This window comes from Streptomyces sp. TSRI0281 (assembly GCF_001905125.1).
In the GTDB taxonomy this organism is placed as follows: domain Bacteria; phylum Actinomycetota; class Actinomycetes; order Streptomycetales; family Streptomycetaceae; genus Streptomyces.
On record NZ_LWLE01000013.1, the window covers coordinates 132755 to 150915 of the forward strand.

At 70.2% G+C, this 18161-nt stretch carries 18 protein-coding genes and 1 pseudogene; 15 read left to right on the forward strand and 4 right to left on the reverse strand.

The features are described from left to right. Positions 1 to 34: 34 nt before the first annotated feature. Together A6A29_RS21200 and A6A29_RS21205 are read right to left on the reverse strand one after the other, a co-directional pair. Entirely contained in the window at positions 35 to 1357 is a 1323-nt protein-coding gene (locus A6A29_RS21200) for a D-arabinono-1,4-lactone oxidase (protein WP_073721979.1), read from the reverse strand. Next, positions 1314 to 2561, reverse strand: coding sequence for an MFS transporter (locus A6A29_RS21205; RefSeq protein ID WP_073721981.1), 1248 nt, complete (start codon positions 2559 to 2561; stop codon positions 1314 to 1316). The genes A6A29_RS21200 and A6A29_RS21205 overlap by 44 nt, the downstream gene beginning before the upstream one ends. Positions 2562 to 2726: 165 nt before the next feature. Here A6A29_RS21205 and A6A29_RS21210 point away from each other — a divergent pair, with 165 nt between their 5' ends. Further along, on the forward strand, positions 2727 to 3854 hold the full coding sequence (locus tag A6A29_RS21210; RefSeq protein WP_073721983.1) for a ferrochelatase: 1128 nt from the start codon (positions 2727 to 2729) through the stop codon (positions 3852 to 3854). A gap of 151 nt (positions 3855 to 4005) precedes the next feature. Continuing rightward, positions 4006 to 4806: an inositol monophosphatase family protein gene (locus tag A6A29_RS21215; protein ID WP_073721985.1), complete on the forward strand. Its 801-nt coding sequence runs from the start codon at positions 4006 to 4008 to the stop codon at positions 4804 to 4806. Positions 4807 to 4907: 101 nt separating this feature from the next. Here the strand turns inward: A6A29_RS21215 and A6A29_RS45875 are convergent, their stop codons facing one another. Beyond that, on the reverse strand, positions 4908 to 5081 hold the full coding sequence (locus A6A29_RS45875; RefSeq protein ID WP_198953129.1) for a hypothetical protein: 174 nt from the start codon (positions 5079 to 5081) through the stop codon (positions 4908 to 4910). 371 nt (positions 5082 to 5452) lie between these two features. On the opposite strand from A6A29_RS45875, the gene A6A29_RS21220 reads away from it, so the two are divergent. The 4 genes from A6A29_RS21220 (at position 5453) to A6A29_RS21235 (ending at position 9036) form a co-directional block, all read left to right on the forward strand. Continuing rightward, positions 5453 to 6106 (forward strand): response regulator transcription factor, encoded by a 654-nt coding sequence (locus tag A6A29_RS21220; RefSeq protein WP_073721987.1) that lies wholly within the window; start codon positions 5453 to 5455, stop codon positions 6104 to 6106. Beyond that, positions 6103 to 7353 carry a sensor histidine kinase gene (locus A6A29_RS21225; protein WP_107468275.1) on the forward strand — a complete coding sequence of 417 codons (1251 nt, stop codon included), beginning with the start codon at positions 6103 to 6105 and terminating at the stop codon, positions 7351 to 7353. The genes A6A29_RS21220 and A6A29_RS21225 overlap by 4 nt, the downstream gene beginning before the upstream one ends. A gap of 407 nt (positions 7354 to 7760) precedes the next feature. Beyond that, positions 7761 to 8057: a DUF4193 domain-containing protein gene (locus A6A29_RS21230; protein ID WP_003965732.1), complete on the forward strand. Its 297-nt coding sequence runs from the start codon at positions 7761 to 7763 to the stop codon at positions 8055 to 8057. Between the two features lie 13 nt (positions 8058 to 8070). Further along, positions 8071 to 9036 carry a hypothetical protein gene (locus A6A29_RS21235; protein ID WP_073721991.1) on the forward strand — a complete coding sequence of 322 codons (966 nt, stop codon included), beginning with the start codon at positions 8071 to 8073 and terminating at the stop codon, positions 9034 to 9036. Between the two features lie 43 nt (positions 9037 to 9079). Here the strand turns inward: A6A29_RS21235 and A6A29_RS21240 are convergent, their stop codons facing one another. Further along, positions 9080 to 9538, reverse strand: a complete 459-nt coding sequence (locus A6A29_RS21240) for a DUF3093 domain-containing protein (RefSeq protein ID WP_073721993.1) — start codon at positions 9536 to 9538, stop codon at positions 9080 to 9082. Between the two features lie 58 nt (positions 9539 to 9596). Here A6A29_RS21240 and A6A29_RS21245 point away from each other — a divergent pair, with 58 nt between their 5' ends. The 9 genes and pseudogenes from A6A29_RS21245 to A6A29_RS21285 form a co-directional block, all read left to right on the forward strand. After that, on the forward strand, positions 9597 to 10181 hold the full coding sequence (locus tag A6A29_RS21245) for a PaaI family thioesterase (protein ID WP_073721995.1): 585 nt from the start codon (positions 9597 to 9599) through the stop codon (positions 10179 to 10181). Beyond that, entirely contained in the window at positions 10181 to 10708 is a 528-nt protein-coding gene (gene dut / locus A6A29_RS21250; protein WP_073721997.1) for a dUTP diphosphatase, read from the forward strand. Before A6A29_RS21245 ends, dut begins: the two co-directional genes overlap by 1 nt. A gap of 1 nt (position 10709) precedes the next feature. Next, positions 10710 to 11483 carry a DUF3710 domain-containing protein gene (locus A6A29_RS21255; RefSeq protein ID WP_073721999.1) on the forward strand — a complete coding sequence of 258 codons (774 nt, stop codon included), beginning with the start codon at positions 10710 to 10712 and terminating at the stop codon, positions 11481 to 11483. 326 nt (positions 11484 to 11809) lie between these two features. Continuing rightward, positions 11810 to 11899 (forward strand): K(+)-transporting ATPase subunit F, encoded by a 90-nt coding sequence (kdpF, locus tag A6A29_RS43225; RefSeq protein ID WP_037701211.1) that lies wholly within the window; start codon positions 11810 to 11812, stop codon positions 11897 to 11899. A gap of 7 nt (positions 11900 to 11906) precedes the next feature. Next, positions 11907 to 13571 (forward strand): potassium-transporting ATPase subunit KdpA, encoded by a 1665-nt coding sequence (gene kdpA / locus A6A29_RS21265; RefSeq protein ID WP_073722003.1) that lies wholly within the window; start codon positions 11907 to 11909, stop codon positions 13569 to 13571. Beyond that, positions 13568 to 15703: a potassium-transporting ATPase subunit KdpB gene (kdpB, locus tag A6A29_RS21270; RefSeq protein ID WP_241838586.1), complete on the forward strand. Its 2136-nt coding sequence runs from the start codon at positions 13568 to 13570 to the stop codon at positions 15701 to 15703. Before kdpA ends, kdpB begins: the two co-directional genes overlap by 4 nt. A 6-nt stretch (positions 15704 to 15709) precedes the next feature. Then, positions 15710 to 16378, forward strand: coding sequence for a potassium-transporting ATPase subunit C (locus A6A29_RS21275; RefSeq protein ID WP_073722007.1), 669 nt, complete (start codon positions 15710 to 15712; stop codon positions 16376 to 16378). 352 nt (positions 16379 to 16730) lie between these two features. After that, positions 16731 to 17465, forward strand: coding sequence for an ABC transporter ATP-binding protein (locus A6A29_RS21280; RefSeq protein ID WP_073722009.1), 735 nt, complete (start codon positions 16731 to 16733; stop codon positions 17463 to 17465). Positions 17466 to 17850: 385 nt separating this feature from the next. Further along, positions 17851 to 18161, forward strand: a pseudogene (locus A6A29_RS21285) (histidine kinase); the annotation flags it as partial.

Sequence of the window (18161 nt, forward strand, 5' to 3'; positions counted from 1 at the left end):
CGCCGCGGCGGTGGCGAAAGCGCCCGGCGCGTCCTCAGTCGCCGAGGACGCGGCGCAGGTAGTCGTTGCCGAACAGGCGGTCCGGGTCGAGCCGGTCGCGTACCGCGGTGAACTCGCCGAACCGCGGGTAGACCCCGGCCAGGTAGTCGGCGTCGCGGGTGTGGATCTTGCCCCAGTGCGGGCGGCCGGCATGTGCGGTCATGATCCGTTCGACGGCGGTGAAGTACGCCTGGTAGGGCGTGCCCCGGTACAGGTGCACGGCGATGTACGCGCTCTCGCGGCCCGAGGCCGTGGAGAGTGCGATGTCGTCGGCGGGCGCCGTACGGACCTCGACCGGGAAGCTGATCCGCAGCGGCGAACGGTCCACCATCGCCTTGAGCTCGCGCAGCGCCTCGACGGCGGCCTCGCGCGGGAGGGCGTACTCCATCTCCACGAAGCGCACCCGGCGCGGGCTGGTGAACACCTTGTACGGGATGTCGGTGTAGGTACGGGCCGACAGGGCCCTGCTGGAGAGCTTGGCTATCGACGGGATGGTCGCGGGGACCGCCCGGCCGAGCGAACAGGCGACCTGGAAGACCCCGTTGGAGAGCAGTTCGTCATCGATCCAGCCGCTGACCTTGCCGGGCGGGGCGGCGGGGCCCGCGCTGCGGTTGTTGCGCTTGGTGTTGCAGTTGCCGGTGTGCGGGAACCAGTAGAACTCGAAGTGCTCGTTCTCGGTCAGCAGCCGGTCGAAGTCGGCGGTGACCCGGTCGAAGGTCATCGGCTCCTCACGGGCGGTCAGCAGGAACACCGGCTCCACGGCGAAGGTGATCGCCGTGATCACGCCGAGGGCGCCGAGCCCGAGCCGGGCCACGGCGAACACGTCCGGGTTCTCCTCGGCCGAGCAGCGCAGCACCGTGCCGTCGGCGGTGACCATCTCGACGGCGCGTATCTGCGCGGATATCGACGCCGAGTCGCGGCCGGTGCCGTGGGTGCCGGTGGAGGTGGCCCCGGCGACCGTCTGGTCCATGATGTCGCCCATGTTCGTGAGCGACAGGCCCTCGCGGGCGAGAGCGGTGTTGAGCCGCTTGAGCGGGGTGCCGGCCTCGACCGTCACCGTCATCGCCGTACGGTCGATCTCCCGGATGCCGGTGAGCAGGTCGGGGCGTATCAGCATCCCGTCGGTGGCCGCCGCCGCCGTGAACGAGTGTCCGGTGCCGGCCGGCTTGACCTTCAGGCCGTCCTCGCGTGCCCTGCGGAGCGTCTCGGCGAGCTCGTCCACCGAGGCGGGGGACACGGTCCGTACCGGTCGGGCGGTGACATTGCCCGCCCAGTTACGCCACGTGCTCGCCGTCGTCCGTGCGTAGGTGTCCGTCATGTTCCCCGCGCCCTCCCGTAGGTACCGGCTTGGCAAGCCGGCGATACCCCAGGAACGCCACCACGGCCGCGAGCGCTCCCGCCACGGCGGGTACCGCGTACCCCGCCTCGGCCCCGGACGCGTCGACCACCCAGCCCGCGGCCGAGGAGCCGAGCGCCACCCCGACCGCGAGCCCGGTGCTGGTCCAGGTCATGCCCTCGGTCAGTTTGGTGCGCGGTACGTGCTGCTCGACGAGGGCCATGGTGGTGACCATCGTCGGTGCGATGGCGAGGCCCGCGACAAAGAGCGCCACGGCCAGAAACGGAAGGTTCCCGGCCAGTTGGAGGGGGATCATACTCACGGCCATCGCGCAGACCCCCACCAGCCACCTGGTACCGGGCTTGCCCTTCAGGTGCAGCAGCCCGAACACGGCCCCCGCCAGGCAGGATCCCAGTGCGTAGACCGCCAGCACGAGGCTGGCCGCCGCCTTGTGGCCGCGCTCCTCGGCGAAGGCCACCGTCACCACGTCGACCGCCCCGAAGATCGCCCCCGTCGCCACGAACGTGATCACCAGGACCTGGAGGCCGGGGGAGCGCAGCGCCGAGCCGCCGGTGTGCTGCGACTTGGGGTGCGGCACCGGCTCGGTGGCGCGTTGCGCGGTCAGCCAGAAGACGCCGACCACCAGGAACATGGCGGCCAGCAGCGGTCCCGCCTCCGGGAACCAGGCGGTGGAGAGCCCGATCGAGATGATCGGCCCGAAGATGAAGCACACCTCGTCGACGATCGACTCCCACGCGTACGCGGTGTGCAGCTCGCGGCCCGAGCCGCGGTAGATCTCCGCCCAGCGGGCCCGGACCATCGACCCCACGCTCGGTACACAGCCCGCGCCCGCGGCGAAGACGAACAGTGTCCAGTCGGGCAGCCGCTGCTGGGCGCAGATCAGCAGCCCGGTGACCGCCGCCACCGAGACCAGGGTGACCGGGCGCAGCACGCGCCGCTGCCCGTAGCGGTCGACCAGCCGGGAGATCTGCGGGCCGAAGACCGCCGCCGCCATGGCGAGCGTGGCGGAGAGCGCGCCGGCCAGCCCGTACCGGCCGGTGATCTGCGAAACCATGGTCACCACGCCGATGCCCATCATGGACAGCGGCATGCGGCCGAAGAATCCGGCGGCGGAGAACCCCTTGGAGCCGGGGGCGGCGAAAATGGCGCGGTAGGGGCTGGGCAAGGGGCACTCCGGTCGAGCCTGTCATGCGTGAAGATGGCCGACACAGCTTACGGCCTCTCCGGCGGCGGGGAGAGGTGGCCGGGACGCCGCGGCGGGCCCCGGGCCCGGGACCGGGGGTGGATGTCGGTTGCCGCACCGTCCCCGGCGGGTGGCAGGATCGAGGGCATGTCCGATCTGCGTGATCCCGCTCCCTACGACGCCCTGCTGCTGCTCTCCTTCGGTGGCCCCGAAGGCCCGGACGACGTGGTCCCGTTCCTGGCGAACGTGACCCGCGGCCGGGGCATCCCCGAGGAACGGCTGAAGGAGGTCGGCAAGCACTACTTCCTGTTCGGCGGCGTCAGCCCGATCAACGCGCAGAACAGGGCGCTGCTCGACGCCCTGCGCAAGGACTTCGCGGACCACGGCCTGGATCTGCCGGTGTACTGGGGCAACCGCAACTGGGCGCCGTACCTCACCGACACGCTGCGCGAGATGGCCGGTGACGGCCACCGCCGTATCGCCGTCCTCGCCACCAGCGCGTACGCCTCGTACTCCGGCTGCCGTCAGTACCGCGAGAACCTGGCCGAGTCGCTCGCGGTCCTGGAGGCCGAGGGGGTGGCGGTGCCGCGGGTGGACAAGCTGCGCCACTACTTCAACCACCCCGGCTTCGTGCGGCCCATGGCCGACGGTGTGCTGGCCTCGCTGGCCGACCTCCCCGAGGACGTCAGGGCCGGTGCGCATCTGGCCTTCACCACGCACTCGATCCCGGTCTCCGCCGCCGACACCTCCGGCCCCCGGGAGGCGCACGGTGACGGCGGCGCCTATGTCGCCGAGCACCTCGACGTCGCCCGTGTGATCGTCGACGCCGTGCGCGAGGAGACCGGCATCGAGTACCCCTGGCGGCTCGTCTACCAGTCGCGCAGCGGAGCCCCGCACATCCCGTGGCTGGAGCCCGACATCTGCGACCACATCGAGGCGCTGCACGGCGAGGGCGTCCCGGCGGTCGTGATGGCCCCCATCGGCTTCGTCTCGGACCACATGGAGGTCCTGTACGACCTCGACACCGAGGCCACCGCGAAGGCCGCGGAGCTGGGTCTGCCGGTCCGCCGGTCCGCGACGGTCGGCGCCGACCCGCGGTTCGCCGCCGCCGTACGAGAGCTCCTCCTGGAGCGCGCCGAGGCCGAGCGGGGGAGCCCGGTGACGCCCTGCGCACTGGGCGCGCTCGGCCCCTCGCACGACCTGTGCCCGGCCGGCTGCTGCCCGGCCAGGGCGCTCAAGCCGGCCGCCGCGGGCGCCGACAGCCCGTACGCGTGAAGGAGGCGGCGGGCCCCGTTGGACACCGGGCCTCAGCCGCTGAGACGCCCGACCCGAGACGCCCGACCCGAGACGCCCGCACCACGACGACCGCCACCGAGACGCCCGTACGCACGGAGAAGCCCGTACGTACCGAGCCCCTGGGAGTGCTGTGACCGACCCCGACCTGTCCGAACTGCTCGACCTCGCCCTGGAGGCCGCCCGCCGCGCCGGAGCCCTGCTGCGCGACGGCCGCCCGGCCGACCTGGGAGTGGCCGCGACGAAGTCCAGCCCCATCGACATCGTCACCGAGATGGACATCGCCGCCGAGAAGCTGATCACCGGCTTCCTGTCCGAGCGCCGCCCGCAGGACGGCTTCCTCGGTGAGGAGGGCGCCAGCTCCGCGGGCAGCAGCGGCATCCGCTGGGTCATCGACCCGCTCGACGGCACGGTGAACTACCTCTACGGCCTGCCGACCTGGGCCGTGTCGATCGCCGCCGAACGCGACGGCGAGCGGGTCGTGGGCGTCGTCGAGGCGCCGATGCGCCGCGAGACGTACCGGGCGGTGCTCGGCGGCGGTGCGTACGCGAACGGCAACGCCCTGCGCGCCCGGCCCGCTCCGCCGCTCGACCAGGCCCTCGTGTCGACCGGCTTCAACTACGTCAGCGACGTCCGCACGCACCAGGCGGACGTCGCCCGGGTGCTCATCCCGCGGCTGCGCGACATCCGGCGCAGCGGCTCGGCCGCCGTCGACCTCTGCGATGTCGCGGCCGGCCGGCTCGACGGCTACTACGAGCGAGGGCTCCACCCGTGGGACCTGGCGGCGGGCGACCTGATCGCCCGGGAAGCGGGCGCGCTCACCGGCGGACGCCCCGGACTGCCCGCCGACGGCGACCTGACCGTGGCCGCCACCCCCGGCGTCTTCGAGCCGCTCCAGGCGCTCCTCGAAGAGCTGGGCGCCTGGCACGACTGACGGAACGCCCGTCGAAGCCCCTGGTGGGGGCTCCGGCGGGCGTTCGGGTACAGCGAAGGGCCCCGGCGCCGATCACGGCACCGGGGCCCTCTCGCGGCGACTCAGACGCTTGTGGCGCCGATTTCGACGCCGTGCTCGGCGGCCAGGCGGTGCAGGTCGTCCAGCTCGCCCTGCTCGACGTCCGCGAGGAAGTCGTCGCCCGTCTCGCGCGCACGCGTGAGGTCGGACTCGGTGTTCTTGATGCGTTGCAGCAGACCAGCGGTGAAAGCGTCCATGAAGCGCCCCCTCATCGTGGGTCGGTGGCACGGGGGTGTGCCCGGGATTCCTCCGGCCAGGGGCCGCAGGAGCGGGTGATCACGCCATTTCGCCGGTGTGCGGAGCGGGCTGTGGCATGCCACGTGCGTGGCGTGATCGCGGGTGTGAACCCCTCCTCCCCACACGAAGCCTCAGAGAAACCTCAACTGGTCCGGGAATCCGGTGAATTCCCCGGAGCCGCAGGTGGCCGCACGTCGTCTTACCGCCGGTTTATGCGCGTTGCGGGCAGGATGGATGCGCACAGTCAGTGCTGCTGACCGTGAATCGAACGGCCCCGACACGGGCCGTTCGCTGTGTGTACCTGTCGAAGGACCTAAGGAAGGAATGCGCCGTGCGCGTACTCGTCGTCGAGGACGAGCAGCTGCTCGCCGATGCGGTGGCCACCGGACTGCGCCGGGAGGCCATGGCCGTCGACGTGGTCTACGACGGAGCGGCTGCCCTGGAGCGCGTCGGGGTCAATGACTACGACGTCGTGGTGCTGGACCGGGACCTCCCGCTGGTGCACGGCGACGATGTCTGCCGCAGGATCGTCGAGCTGGGCATGCCCACCCGGGTGCTCATGCTCACCGCCTCCGGTGACGTCAGCGACCGCGTCGAGGGCCTGGAGCTGGGCGCGGACGACTATCTGCCCAAGCCGTTCGCCTTCAGCGAGCTGACCGCCCGGGTACGGGCGCTCGGGCGCCGTACGACCGTGGCGCTGCCGCCGGTCCTGGAGCGGGCCGGCATCAAGCTCGACCCGAACCGCCGCGAGGTCTTCCGGGACGAGCAGGAGATCCAGCTCGCCCCGAAGGAGTTCGCGGTGCTGGAGGTCCTGATGCGGAGCGAGGGCGCGGTCGTCTCGGCCGAGCAGCTGCTGGAGAAGGCCTGGGACGAGAACACCGACCCGTTCACGAACGTCGTGCGGGTCACCGTCATGACGCTGCGCCGCAAGCTCGGCGAGCCGCCCGTCATCGTCACCGTGCCCGGCTCCGGATACCGGATCTGAGGGCCGTGGCCGCCCCCGCGCCGCTCACCGCGCCTCCGAAGCCCACCTGGGAGCCCAAGCAGCAGGAGCCCTCGTACCCCTGGCTGCGCCCGACCATCCGGATACGGCTCACCCTGCTGTACGGCGGCATGTTCCTGATCGCGGGCATCCTGCTGCTGTCGATCATCTACATGCTGGCCGCCCAGGCCCTGCACGTGGGCACCGAGCTGCCGTTCAAGCTGCTGCCCGACAGCAAGATCCAGCTGACCAACAACGCCTGCCCGGCGCTCACCCCGGGCCTCTCCGCCGACCAGGCCAACGCCGCGCTCAAGGCGTGCAACGGGGAGCAGCGCCAGCACGCGCTGGACACGCTGCTCAACCGCTCGCTGCTGACCCTGGTCGGCCTGAGCGTCATCGCGTTCGCCTTCGGGTACGCCATGGCGGGCCGCGTCCTGTCCCCGCTGGGCCGGATCACCCGCACCGCCCGCAGGGTGGCGGGTACCGACCTGTCCCGCCGGATCGAGCTGGACGGCCCGGACGACGAGCTCAAGGAGCTGTCCGACACCTTCGACGACATGCTGGACCGGCTGGAGCGGGCCTTCACCGCCCAGCAGCGGTTCGTCGGCAACGCCTCGCACGAGCTGCGCACCCCGCTCGCGATCAACCGCACGCTCCTGGAGGTCCATCTCTCCGACCCGGAGGCCCCGCCGGAGCTCCAGCAGCTCGGCAAGACCCTCCTGGCCACCAACGAGCGCAGCGAGCAGCTGGTGGAGGGCCTGCTGCTGCTCGCCCGCAGCGACAACCAGATCGTCGAGCGCAAGCCCGTCGACCTCGCCGAGGTCGCCGAGCGCGCCATCGACCAGGCCCGTGCGGAGGCCACGTCGAAGGGCGTGACGATCCGCGGCGAGCGGGCGGTGGCCGTCGTGCAGGGCAACGGAGTCCTGCTGGAGCGGATCGCCCTGAACCTCGTACAGAACGCGGTGCGCTACAACGTGGCCGAGGCGGGCTGGGTGGAGGTCACCACCGAGCTCCAGCCCGGACACGCCCTGCTGGTCGTCTCGAACACAGGTCCTGTGGTGCCGGCGTACGAGATCGACAACCTCTTCGAGCCCTTCAGACGGCTGCGTACGGAGCGCACCGGCAGCGACAAGGGGGTCGGCCTCGGCCTGTCGATCGCGCGATCCGTCGCGCGGGCCCATGGAGGCCGTATCATCGCGGAGCCCCGCGAGGGCGGTGGTCTCGTGATGCGTGTCACCCTGCCGGTCTGAGAGGCTGCACGGTGTGAAGCCCGCACCGAATCTCTGTGTTCGCTTTGGGCGGAATTTTCAGGACCCGTTCCCCCTCGATCCATGTGTGATCGATCACAGAAGCGATTTTCAGGCCATCTACTCTCCGTGATCAAGCCTCTATCGGAAAGCCGGTAATCGTCCGGGTTTTCGGGGGCCGATATCACGGGAAGTACACGGGGTGGCGCCCGTGAACTGCACCATCAGGACCGTGTACGGTCCCCATCGCCACCCAAGCCGAACGCCGTCGAGGTTGTCCGGTTGGGTGTCGATTGAGTAACAGACCTTGATGTGAGGCAAGATCTCCGCCTCAGGTCGGGCACAAGTCCGGCCTCTCACGCGTTACGTGCGCTGAGACACCCGCAGACACCCATGAGGGGGAGAGCGACATGGCAACGGATTACGACACCCCACGCAAGACCGACGACGACGTGGACCAGGACAGCCTCGAAGAGCTCAAGGCTCGTCGGAGCGACAAGACGGCATCCGCCGTCGACGTCGACGAGTTCGACGCGGCCGAAGGGCTGGAGCTGCCCGGAGCGGACCTTTCCAACGAGGAACTGGCCGTCCGGGTCCTGCCCAAGCAGGCCGACGAGTTCACCTGCATGAGCTGCTTCCTCGTGCACCACCGGAGTCAGCTGGCCCGCGAGAAGAACGGCCAGCCGATCTGCCGCGACTGCGACTGAGGTCGAGTCGGCCGTGGCGGGCGACACACCGTTCCGGAAGCGGCGCCTGCGGCGCCGGCACGGTCCGGAGACGCATCAGGGCGGCACAGGCCCGGCAGAGGGCATCAGCCCGTCTGCCGAGCGTTCTGCCGCCCTGCCCGATCCTTCCGGTACCTCCGACGACGAGCGGGGCCGTTCGGCCTCGCTCGAAGTGGCCGGGGCGGCAGGCGTACCGGACGGGGCCGAACAGAGCACGACGACGGAGCCCAGGACCGGGGCTGGCCGTCTGGACACACTGAAACGGGGCGTACGCAAGGGCGGGGAGAGCGCCAGGGCCGCAGTCGGTCAACTGGCCGACCGGATCATCGACACGGCTCCCCGCGTCCCGGTGCGGGATCTGGCCACCCTGCGCGAGCAGTTTCCGGGACTCGGCCCCGAGGAGCTCGCCGACAAACTCATCGCGGGCGCGAGCAGAGCGACCGCGACCGTCGGCGCGGGCATCGGGGCGGCGGCCATGCTGCCCGTACCGCCCGCCATGCTCGCCGAGCTGGCAGCGGAGATCACCGGCGTCGCCGCGATCGAGATGAAGCTCGTCGCCGAGCTCCACGAGGTCTACGGCCGGCGCCCGCAGGGCAATCTCGCCCAGCGCTCCACCGCGTATCTGACGTCCTGGACCGAGGAGCGCGGCATCGACGTCTCCCGGCCCACCACGCTCAACGCGGCACTGGGCGGCCAGATGAAACGCGAGCTGCGCCAGCAGATCATGAAGCGCATGGTGCGCGATCTGCCGAACCTGATTCCGTTCATGGTCGGCGCCGCGGTAGGCGCCGTGATGAACCGCCGCGACACCAAGAAGCTCGCCGAGAGGGTCAGGAACGACCTGCGCAAGCAGCGGGTCGACTGGGACCGGCTCACCGAGCTGCCTCCCCTGGAGCAGCCCGCACATCCGGCCGAGCTGCCCGGGACGATCGGGAACACCACCGAGAACGACGAGCCCTGAGGGCTGTCCTCAGGTACGGGGCAGCAGGCCCCGCGAAGGGCGCTCAGGCCGCTCGTACCGCCGTGAGCGCCGCGGCCAGGCCCTGCGGGTCCCGGGTGGACAGATAGACGTACGGAGTCGGGTCGGACGGATCGGTGACCTCCACCCGCACCGCCGTCGGCACATAGCTGCGCAGCAGCATGAACGCCCGCGCGTCCGCCTTGTGCGAGCGCCAGGCCCGCGCCTCCTCCGCGTCCAGCACCTCGGGCTCCCCGAGCGCCGACAGCGGAATCCGCGCGTCGCCCGCGACCAGCGCGCCTGCCACCACCCGGATCCGTACGGAGCCGTACGAACTCACCACGACCGCCGTCGCGGCGGTGCCGCCGACCAGGCCGCCGAGCAGGGGCAGGGTGCCGAGCGGCAGGAGCATGAGCGCACAGGCGATACCGACCCCGAAGGCGATGAACCACCAGGAACGGGGGGCGGTGAGACGTTCGTCGAAGGGCGGTGCGGAAGGCTGCATGAATCCAAGCTTGGCACGGCGCGACCCGGGGTAGCCCGCGCGGGTAAGGTCTGCGCCTGTGAGTGGAACATCTACAGCTCTGACACCCCCGGCCGACGCGGTGGCGCCGGTCCGGCACCCCGACGCGCCCGCCCCCGGCGAGCTCCTCGGCGCGCACTACGAACATTGTTTCGGCTGCGGTGGGGGACAGCCGCACGGTCTGCACCTCCAGGCGCGGGCCGGCGACGGCGTGAGCGTGACCGCCGAGTTCACCGTGAAGGCCGCCCACCAGGGCGCACCGGGCCTCGCGCACGGTGGCGTACTGGCCACGGCGCTGGACGAGACCCTCGGCTCGCTGAACTGGCTCCTGCGGGTCATCGCGGTGACCGGGCGGCTGGAGACCGACTTCGTGCGGCCGGTTCCGGTGGACACCGTGCTGCACCTCGACGCGCGGATCACCGCCGTACACCGCCGGAAGATCTACTCCAGTGCCACCGGCCGGATCGGCGGCCCGGACGGGCCCGTCGCGGTCCGTGCCGACGCCCTCTTCATCGAGGTCAAGGTCGACCACTTCATCGAGAACGGCCGCCCGGCCGAGATCCGCGCAGCGATGGCCGACCCCGACCAGGTCAAGCGCGCCCGTGCCTTCGAGGTGAACCCCTGATGCGACAGCCCGTCGACGTACTGATCCGCCTCATCGACCCGGACGTGCCGATTCCGTCGTACGGACATCCGGGCGACGCCGGGGCCGACCTGGTGACCACCGAGGCCGCGGAACTCGCCCCCGGCGAGCGGACCGTGCTGCCCACCGGAGTGTCGATCGCCCTGCCCGACGGGTACGCCGCGTTCGTGCACCCGCGTTCGGGCCTCGCGGCCCGCTGCGGAGTCGCCCTGGTGAATGCCCCAGGGACGGTTGATGCCGGGTACCGTGGGGAGATCAAGGTGATCGTGGTCAATCTCGACCCGCGCGAGACCGTGCGGTTCGAGCGGTTCGACCGGATTGCCCAACTGGTCGTCCAGCAGGTCGAGAAGGTGCGCTTCCACGAGGTGGCGGAGCTTCCCGGCTCGGCGCGGGCCGAGGGGGGCTTCGGGTCCACCGGCGGTCATGCCGCCGTGGACGGTGTCAGGGGCGGGATCACCGACGGTGGGAACAGCTACGCATCGGTCGTATCCGACCGGGAAGGACATTGACGTGTTCGGACGTCGCAAGAAGAGTGGTTCCGCCGAGGACACGGCGGACGAAGCGCGCGAGGCCGGGCAGGTCGCCGACGAGCTCGACGGTACCGACGGAGCCGAGTCCGGCGCTCGCCGGACGAACCTTCCGCCTGCCCCCAGGCCGGACGGGCCGTGGGACATCGAGGAGGTCTCCCAGCCCGGCGAGGGCCGGGTCGACCTGGGCGGCATCTTCGTGCCCGGTGTCGAGGGCATGGAGCTGCGGGTCGAGGTGGCCGGGGACGCGATCGTCGCCGCCACCGTGGTCCTGCGCGACAGCGCGGTCCAGCTGCAGGCCTTCGCCGCCCCCAAGAAGGAGGGCATCTGGGGCGAGGTCCGCGAGGAGATCGCCTCGGGCATCACCCAGCAGGGCGGGATCATCGACGAGGTCGAGGGCCCGCTGGGCTGGGAGCTGCGCGCTCAGGTCCCCGTACAGCTTCCGGACGGGACGAACGGCGTGCAGCTGGTGCGCTTCGTCGGCGTCGACGGACCGCGCTGGTTCCTGCGCGGGGTGATCTCCGGTCAGGGTGCCGTGCAGCCGGAGGCCGCCGGGCTGCTGGAGACGATCTTCCAGGACACCGTGGTCGTCCGCGGGGAGGGCCCGATGGCCCCGCGCGACCCCATCGTCCTCAAGCTCCCCAACGACGCCCAGATGGTGCCGGAGGGCATCCAGCAGGAGGACCAGGAGAACTCGAAGTTCTCCGGTGGCATGGGGCAGCTCCAGCGCGGACCCGAGATCACCGAGGTCCGCTAGACACGCTCTCGGCACACACGTCGGCCGGTGGGCCGCACCCCTTTCACGGGGTGCGGCCCACCGGCTTTTTCCGTGCGTCCCCACAGCGTGCGAGGGGCGCGCGTATGGGGCGCGTATCGGGCACGTATGGGCGGCATCAAGGGGTTGCCCCTCACCGTAAGGAAGGCATCAACGCGGGCGGAGAAGGCCCCGGGCGGATGTTTGCTCATGAGGTCCGAGAATCCGAACCTCATCTAGGAGCACACGATGGCCGATGTGGCCTTCGTCGTCACCACGATCGCGGTGTTCGCGCTGGTGGCTCTCATCGCGCGGGGGGTGGCGAAGCTGTGACTGCCGAGAACATCGTCGGTCTGATCGTGGCCGTCGCCCTGCTGGGCTACCTCGTCCTCGCCCTTCTGTACCCGGAGAGGTTCTGAGCCCGAAATGAGCCCCGTCCTCGCTGGTGTGCTCCAGTTGCTCGCGCTCGTCGTGGCGCTGGGTCTGGCGTACCGTCCGCTCGGCGACCACATGGCCCGCGTCTACTCCTCGAACCGGCATCTGCGGGTGGAGAAGTGGATATACAAGGCCATCGGCGCCAACCCCACCACCGAAATGCGCTGGCCCGCCTATCTGCGCGGCGTCCTGGCCTTCTCGGTGGTGAGCGTCCTCTTCCTGTACCTGATGCAACGGGTGCAGGGGTCCCTGCCCGGCTCGCTCGGCTTCTCGTCGATCGACCCGGACCAGGCGTTCAACACGGCGGCGTCCTTCGTCGCCAACACCAACTGGCAGTCGTACTACGGCGAACAGGCCATGGGCCATGTCGTGCAGACCGGCGGCCTCGCGGTGCAGAACTTCGTCTCGGCGGCGGTCGGCATGGCCGTCGCGGTGGCACTGGTACGCGGCTTCGCCCGCGCCCGCACCGGTGAACTCGGCAACTTCTGGTCCGACCTGGTGCGCGGCACCGTACGGATCCTGATCCCGATCGCGGTGATCGGTGCCCTCGTGCTGGTCGCCTGCGGCGCCATCCAGAACTTCTCCGGCATCCACGAGGTCGGCCAGTTCAACGGCGGCACGCAGCAGTGGAACGGCGGGGCGGTCGCCTCGCAGGAGGTCATCAAGGAGCTGGGCACGAACGGCGGCGGTTACTTCAACGCCAACTCGTCCCACCCCTTCGAGAACCCCAACCCGCTCTCGAACCTCTTCGAGATCTTCCTGATCCTGGTCATCCCGTTCGCCCTGACCCGGACCTTCGGCAAGATGGTCGGCAACGTCAAGCAGGGCTACGCGATCCTCGCCACGATGGGCGTCATCTGGCTCGGCTTCAGTGCGCTGATGATGTGGACCGAGTTCGCCCACAACGGCCCCGCGTTCGACATCGCGGGCGGGGCGATGGAGGGCAAGGAGAACCGGTTCGGGGTCGGCGGCTCATCGATCTTCGCGGTCGCCACCACCCTCACCTCGACCGGTGCGGTGAACTCCTTCCACTCCTCGTACACCGGCTTCGGCGGCGGCATCACCATGCTGGGCATGCAGCTCGGCGAGATCGCGCCCGGTGGTGTCGGTTCGGGGCTCTACGGGATGCTGATCATGGCGATCATCGCGGTGTTCATCGCGGGTCTGATGGTCGGCCGTACGCCCGAATACCTCGGCAAGAAGATCGGCACCCGCCAGATCAAGTTCGCGGCCTGCTACATCCTGATCACCCCGGCGCTGGTGCTCTGCTTCACCGCCGTGGCCATGGCGCTGCCCACTCCGGGCAACTCCATGACCAACTCGGGGGCACACGGCTTCTCGGAGATCCTGTACGCCTACACCTCCGGTGCCAACAACAACGGATCGGCCTTCGCCGGGCTGAACGCGGACACCCAGTGGTTCAACACCACCATCGGTATCGCGATGCTGCTCGGCCGGTTCCTGCCCATGGTGTTCGTCCTGGCCCTGGCCGGCTCGCTGGCCGAACAGAAACCCGTACCGGCGACCGTCGGCACGCTCGGCACCCAGAAGCCGCTGTTCAGCGGTCTGCTGGTCGGCACGATCCTCATCATCACCGGCCTCACCTACTTCCCGGCCCTCGCGCTGGGTCCGCTCGCCGAAGGGCTGGCGTCATGACCACCAACGTAAAGAAGCCTGAGGAGCCCGGCTCCATGTCCACCGCCGATCCGGGCCTCGCGCCCCACAGTGACCTGCCGACGGGACGCGGGCCCGAAGGGCGGGTCGGCGGGGGCCTGTTCGACCCCAAGCAACTGGTCACCTCGTTCCCCGACGCGGTCCGCAAGCTGGATCCCCGGGTGATGGTCAAGTCCCCGGTGATGTTCGTCGTACTGATCGGCTCGGTGCTCACCACCGTGCTCGCGGTGCTGGATCCGACGGACTGGTTCGGCTGGGCCATCGCGGGCTGGCTGTGGCTGACGACGATCTTCGCCAACCTGGCGGAGGCGGTGGCGGAGGGGCGCGGCAAGGCGCAGGCCGACACGCTGCGCAGGGCGAAGACCGACACGGTCGCCCGACGGCTCATTGGGAAGAACGAGGAGCGGGTCGCCGGCACCGATCTGCGCATCGGGGACCTGGTGGTCTGCGAGGCGGGCGACATCATCCCCGGCGACGGGGACGTCGTCGAAGGTGTCGCGAGTGTGGACGAGTCCGCGATCACGGGTGAGTCGGCACCGGTCATCCGGGAGTCCGGCGGTGACCGCTCGGCGGTGACCGGGGGTACCAAGGTGCTCTCCGACCGGATCGTCATCAAGATCACCACCAAGCCCGGCGAGACGTTCATCGACCGGATGATCGCCCTGGTCGAGGGTGCGGCCCGGCAGAAGACGCCCAACGAGATCGCGCTGAACATCCTGCTCGCCTCGCTGACCATCGTCTTCCTGCTGGCCGTGGTGACCCTGCAGCCGTTCGCGATCTACGCGGGCGAGAAGCAGTCGATGATCGTGCTGGCCGCTCTGCTGGTCTGTCTGATCCCGACCACCATCGGTGCGCTGCTCTCCGCGATCGGCATCGCGGGCATGGACCGGCTGGTCCAGCGCAATGTGCTGGCCATGTCCGGGCGCGCGGTCGAGGCGGCGGGTGATGTGTCGACGCTGCTGCTCGACAAGACCGGCACGATCACGCTGGGCAACCGGCAGGCCGCCGAGTTCGTCCCGGTCAAGGGCGTGACGGAGGCCGAGCTGGCGGACGCCGCCCAGCTGTCGTCGCTGGCCGACGAGACACCCGAGGGCCGCTCGATCGTGGTCCTGGCCAAGGAGAAGTACGGGCTGCGCGAGCGGCACCAGGGCGAGCTGACACAGGCCGAGTGGGTCGTGTTCACCGCCCAGACCCGGATGTCCGGGGTGGACGTCGACGGGCGCAAGGTACGCAAGGGCGCGACCGGTTCGGTCGTCGCCTGGGTCAAGGAGCGTGGCGGCAGTGTCTCGCAGGACGCGCAGACGCTCACCGACCGGATCTCCCAGGCCGGCGGCACGCCGCTGCTGGTGGCTCTGGAGGACGCGGACGGCGCGCGGGTCCTGGGTGTCATCCACCTCAAGGACGTCGTCAAGGAAGGCATGAAGGAGCGGTTCGACGAGCTGCGCCGCATGGGCATCAGGACGGTCATGATCACGGGTGACAACCCGCTGACCGCGAAGGCCATCGCCGAGGAGGCGGGAGTCGACGACTTCCTCGCGGAGGCGACGCCCGAGGACAAGATGGCTCTGATCAAGCGGGAGCAGGCGGGGGGCAAGCTGGTCGCGATGACGGGTGACGGGACGAATGATGCTCCGGCTCTGGCTCAGGCGGATGTGGGTGTGGCGATGAACACCGGTACCTCGGCCGCGAAGGAGGCCGGGAACATGGTGGACCTGGACTCCAATCCGACCAAGCTGATCGAGATCGTCGAGATCGGCAAGCAGCTCCTGATCACCCGCGGCGCGCTCACCACGTTCTCCATCGCCAACGATGTCGCGAAGTACTTCGCGATCATCCCGGCCATGTTCGCCGTGGTCTACCCGGGCCTGGACAAGCTCAACATCATGGACCTCTCCTCCCCGAGATCCGCGATCCTGTCCGCCGTCATCTTCAACGCGCTGATCATCATCGCGCTGGTCCCGCTCGCCCTGAAGGGCGTCAGCTACCGGCCCTCCAGCGCCGACAGCATGCTGCGGCGCAACCTCGGCATCTACGGACTGGGCGGCCTCGTCGCCCCGTTCATCGGCATCAAGATCATCGACCTGATCCTCTCCCTCATCCCCGGAATCGGCTGACCTGCCATGAACAACTCCCTAGGAAGCACGGCCCGGCTGCTCGGCGCCGGACTGCGTGCCCTGCTCGTCCTCACCCTGGTCTGCGGCGTCATCTACCCGCTCGCCGTCACCGGTGTCGCCCAGGCACTCTTCCCCGGCAAGGCCAACGGCTCCGAAGTCACCGCGAACGGGAAGGTCGTCGGCTCCTCCCTCATCGGGCAGCGCTACGACCTGCCGCTGAAGGACGGGCAGGAAACCGCCGAGCCGGACCTCAAGTGGTTCCAGCCCCGTCCCTCCAACGGTCTGGGCAGCAACAGCGTCAACACCCAGTACAAGCTGATCCTCTCCGGCGCGACCAACCGCTCCGGCGACAACGAGGAACTCATCGACTGGGTCACCGCCGCCAAGGCCGCCGTGGTCAAGGACAACTCCGTCCCCGGCCACCGGGTCGACCCGGCCGATGTACCGGCCGACGCCGTCACCTCCTCCGGCTCCGGTCTCGACCCCGACATCTCCCCGGCCTACGCCGAACTCCAGATCCGCCGCGTCGCGGAGAAGAACCACCTCGACGTGAACGAGGTGGAGAAACTGGTCGAGGACCACACCGACGGCCGCATCCTCGGCTTCATGGGCGAACCCCGCGTCAACGTCCTCCAGCTCAACATCGCGCTGAAGGACCTGGCGAAGGGCGCCTGAACCGCCCGGACGGCCCGCCTCGCCGCCGTGCCCGCCCGCTGTACGGACTTCCCGTGGCTCACGGAGCAGTTCGACGCAGGGGCGGGCACGGCGGGCGCCGTGCTGTCGATGGACACCGCAGGCGAGGACGCGGGCCGCGTCACCGCACGGCGGACGGGACGTCGCACGCGCGGACGCGGGGCCGCGTCACCGCGCGTGAGGGCGTGGGGAGGGGGTGATCGCCCGCGGCCGACCCCCTCCGGCCGCTCGGCCGGCCCCCGAACTCGGGCGGCCCGAGAACTGACCATTGCCCGGCCGTGTGCCTCATGCACATACTGGCGACCGCGAGAGACGCGTACGTACGGGGAGTGACATGACCGAGAGCACCAGCGGACAGAGCAGCACGGCCGTAGCCGAGGACCCGGCACGCGGGCCCATGGTGCGCGTCGAGGACCTGCACCGTTCGTACGGCACGGGCGCCGCCGCCGTGCACGCCCTGCGCGGCGTCTCCTTCGAGATCCCGCGCGGCGAACTGGTCGCGCTCAAGGGACGCTCCGGCTCCGGCAAGACGACCCTGCTCAACCTGGTCGGCGGCCTGGACGCGCCGGACGGCGGCCGGATCACCGTCGACGGCACCGACATGTCCGCACTGGGCGAGAACGGGCTGCTCGAACTGCGCCGCGACCGGATCGGCTTCATCTTCCAGTCGTTCGGCCTGATTCCCATCCTGACCGCCGCCGAGAACGTCGGCGTACCGATGCGGCTGCGCAAGGCCGACCCGGTCGAGCGCGAGGAGCGGGTGGCGCTGCTGCTCTCCCTGGTCGGCCTCGGCGACCACACCCAGCAGCGCCCCGGCGAACTCTCCGGTGGCCAGCAGCAGCGCGTCGCCATCGCCAGGGCGCTCGCCAACCGCCCCGCCCTCCTGATCGCCGACGAGCCCACCGGGCAGCTCGACGCGGAGACCGGGCTCGCGGTCATGGAGCTGCTGCGCGCGGTCGTCCGCAGCGAGAACGTCACCGCCCTGGTCGCCACCCACGACCCCCAGCTGCTGGGCTTCGCCGACCGGGTCCTGGAGCTGAGCGACGGGCACATCGTCGAGCACGCGTAACGACCGGCCGCGTCGAGCACGCGTAACGACCGGATCGTCGAGCGCGTGTGACGACCGTCGAATATGCGTGACGACCGGATCGTCGAGCACGTGTGACGGCCTGCCCGGCAGGACAGCCCCGGGGACGACCCCCGGGGCAGAACTGTCGGGCACGCGTAACGGGCCTGCCGGCCGGCCGGCAGGGCGTCCGCCTGCGGGCTTTCCGGCAGGTCGCAGCGCCGTCGGGCGGCGACCGGGAAGGCATCAGGGTTCCGTCAATACGGCTGCCGCCCCCACCCTCAGCCCGCGATGTCCGAAATCTTCGGAGTAGCGTCGACATCGGCCGCCGCTCCGGGCGCCACCGGCTGATGAGAGACAACGCCGGATTCGAGAAGACAATGGGGCCATGGCGCGCGGCAAGCTTCGAATCTATCTGGGTGCGGCACCCGGTGTCGGTAAGACGTACGCGATGTTGTCGGAGGCGCATCGTCGGGTGGAGCGGGGTACGGACTGTGTGGTGGCGTTCGTGGAGCATCATGGGCGGCCGCGTACGGAGGTGATGCTGCACGGTCTGGAGCAGGTGCGGCGCAGTGAGATCGAGTACCGTTCGGCGGTTTTCACCGAGATGGATGTCGATGCGGTGCTGGAGCGGGCTCCGGCGGTGGCGTTGGTGGATGAGCTGGCGCATACGAATGTGCCGGGTTCGCGTCATGCGAA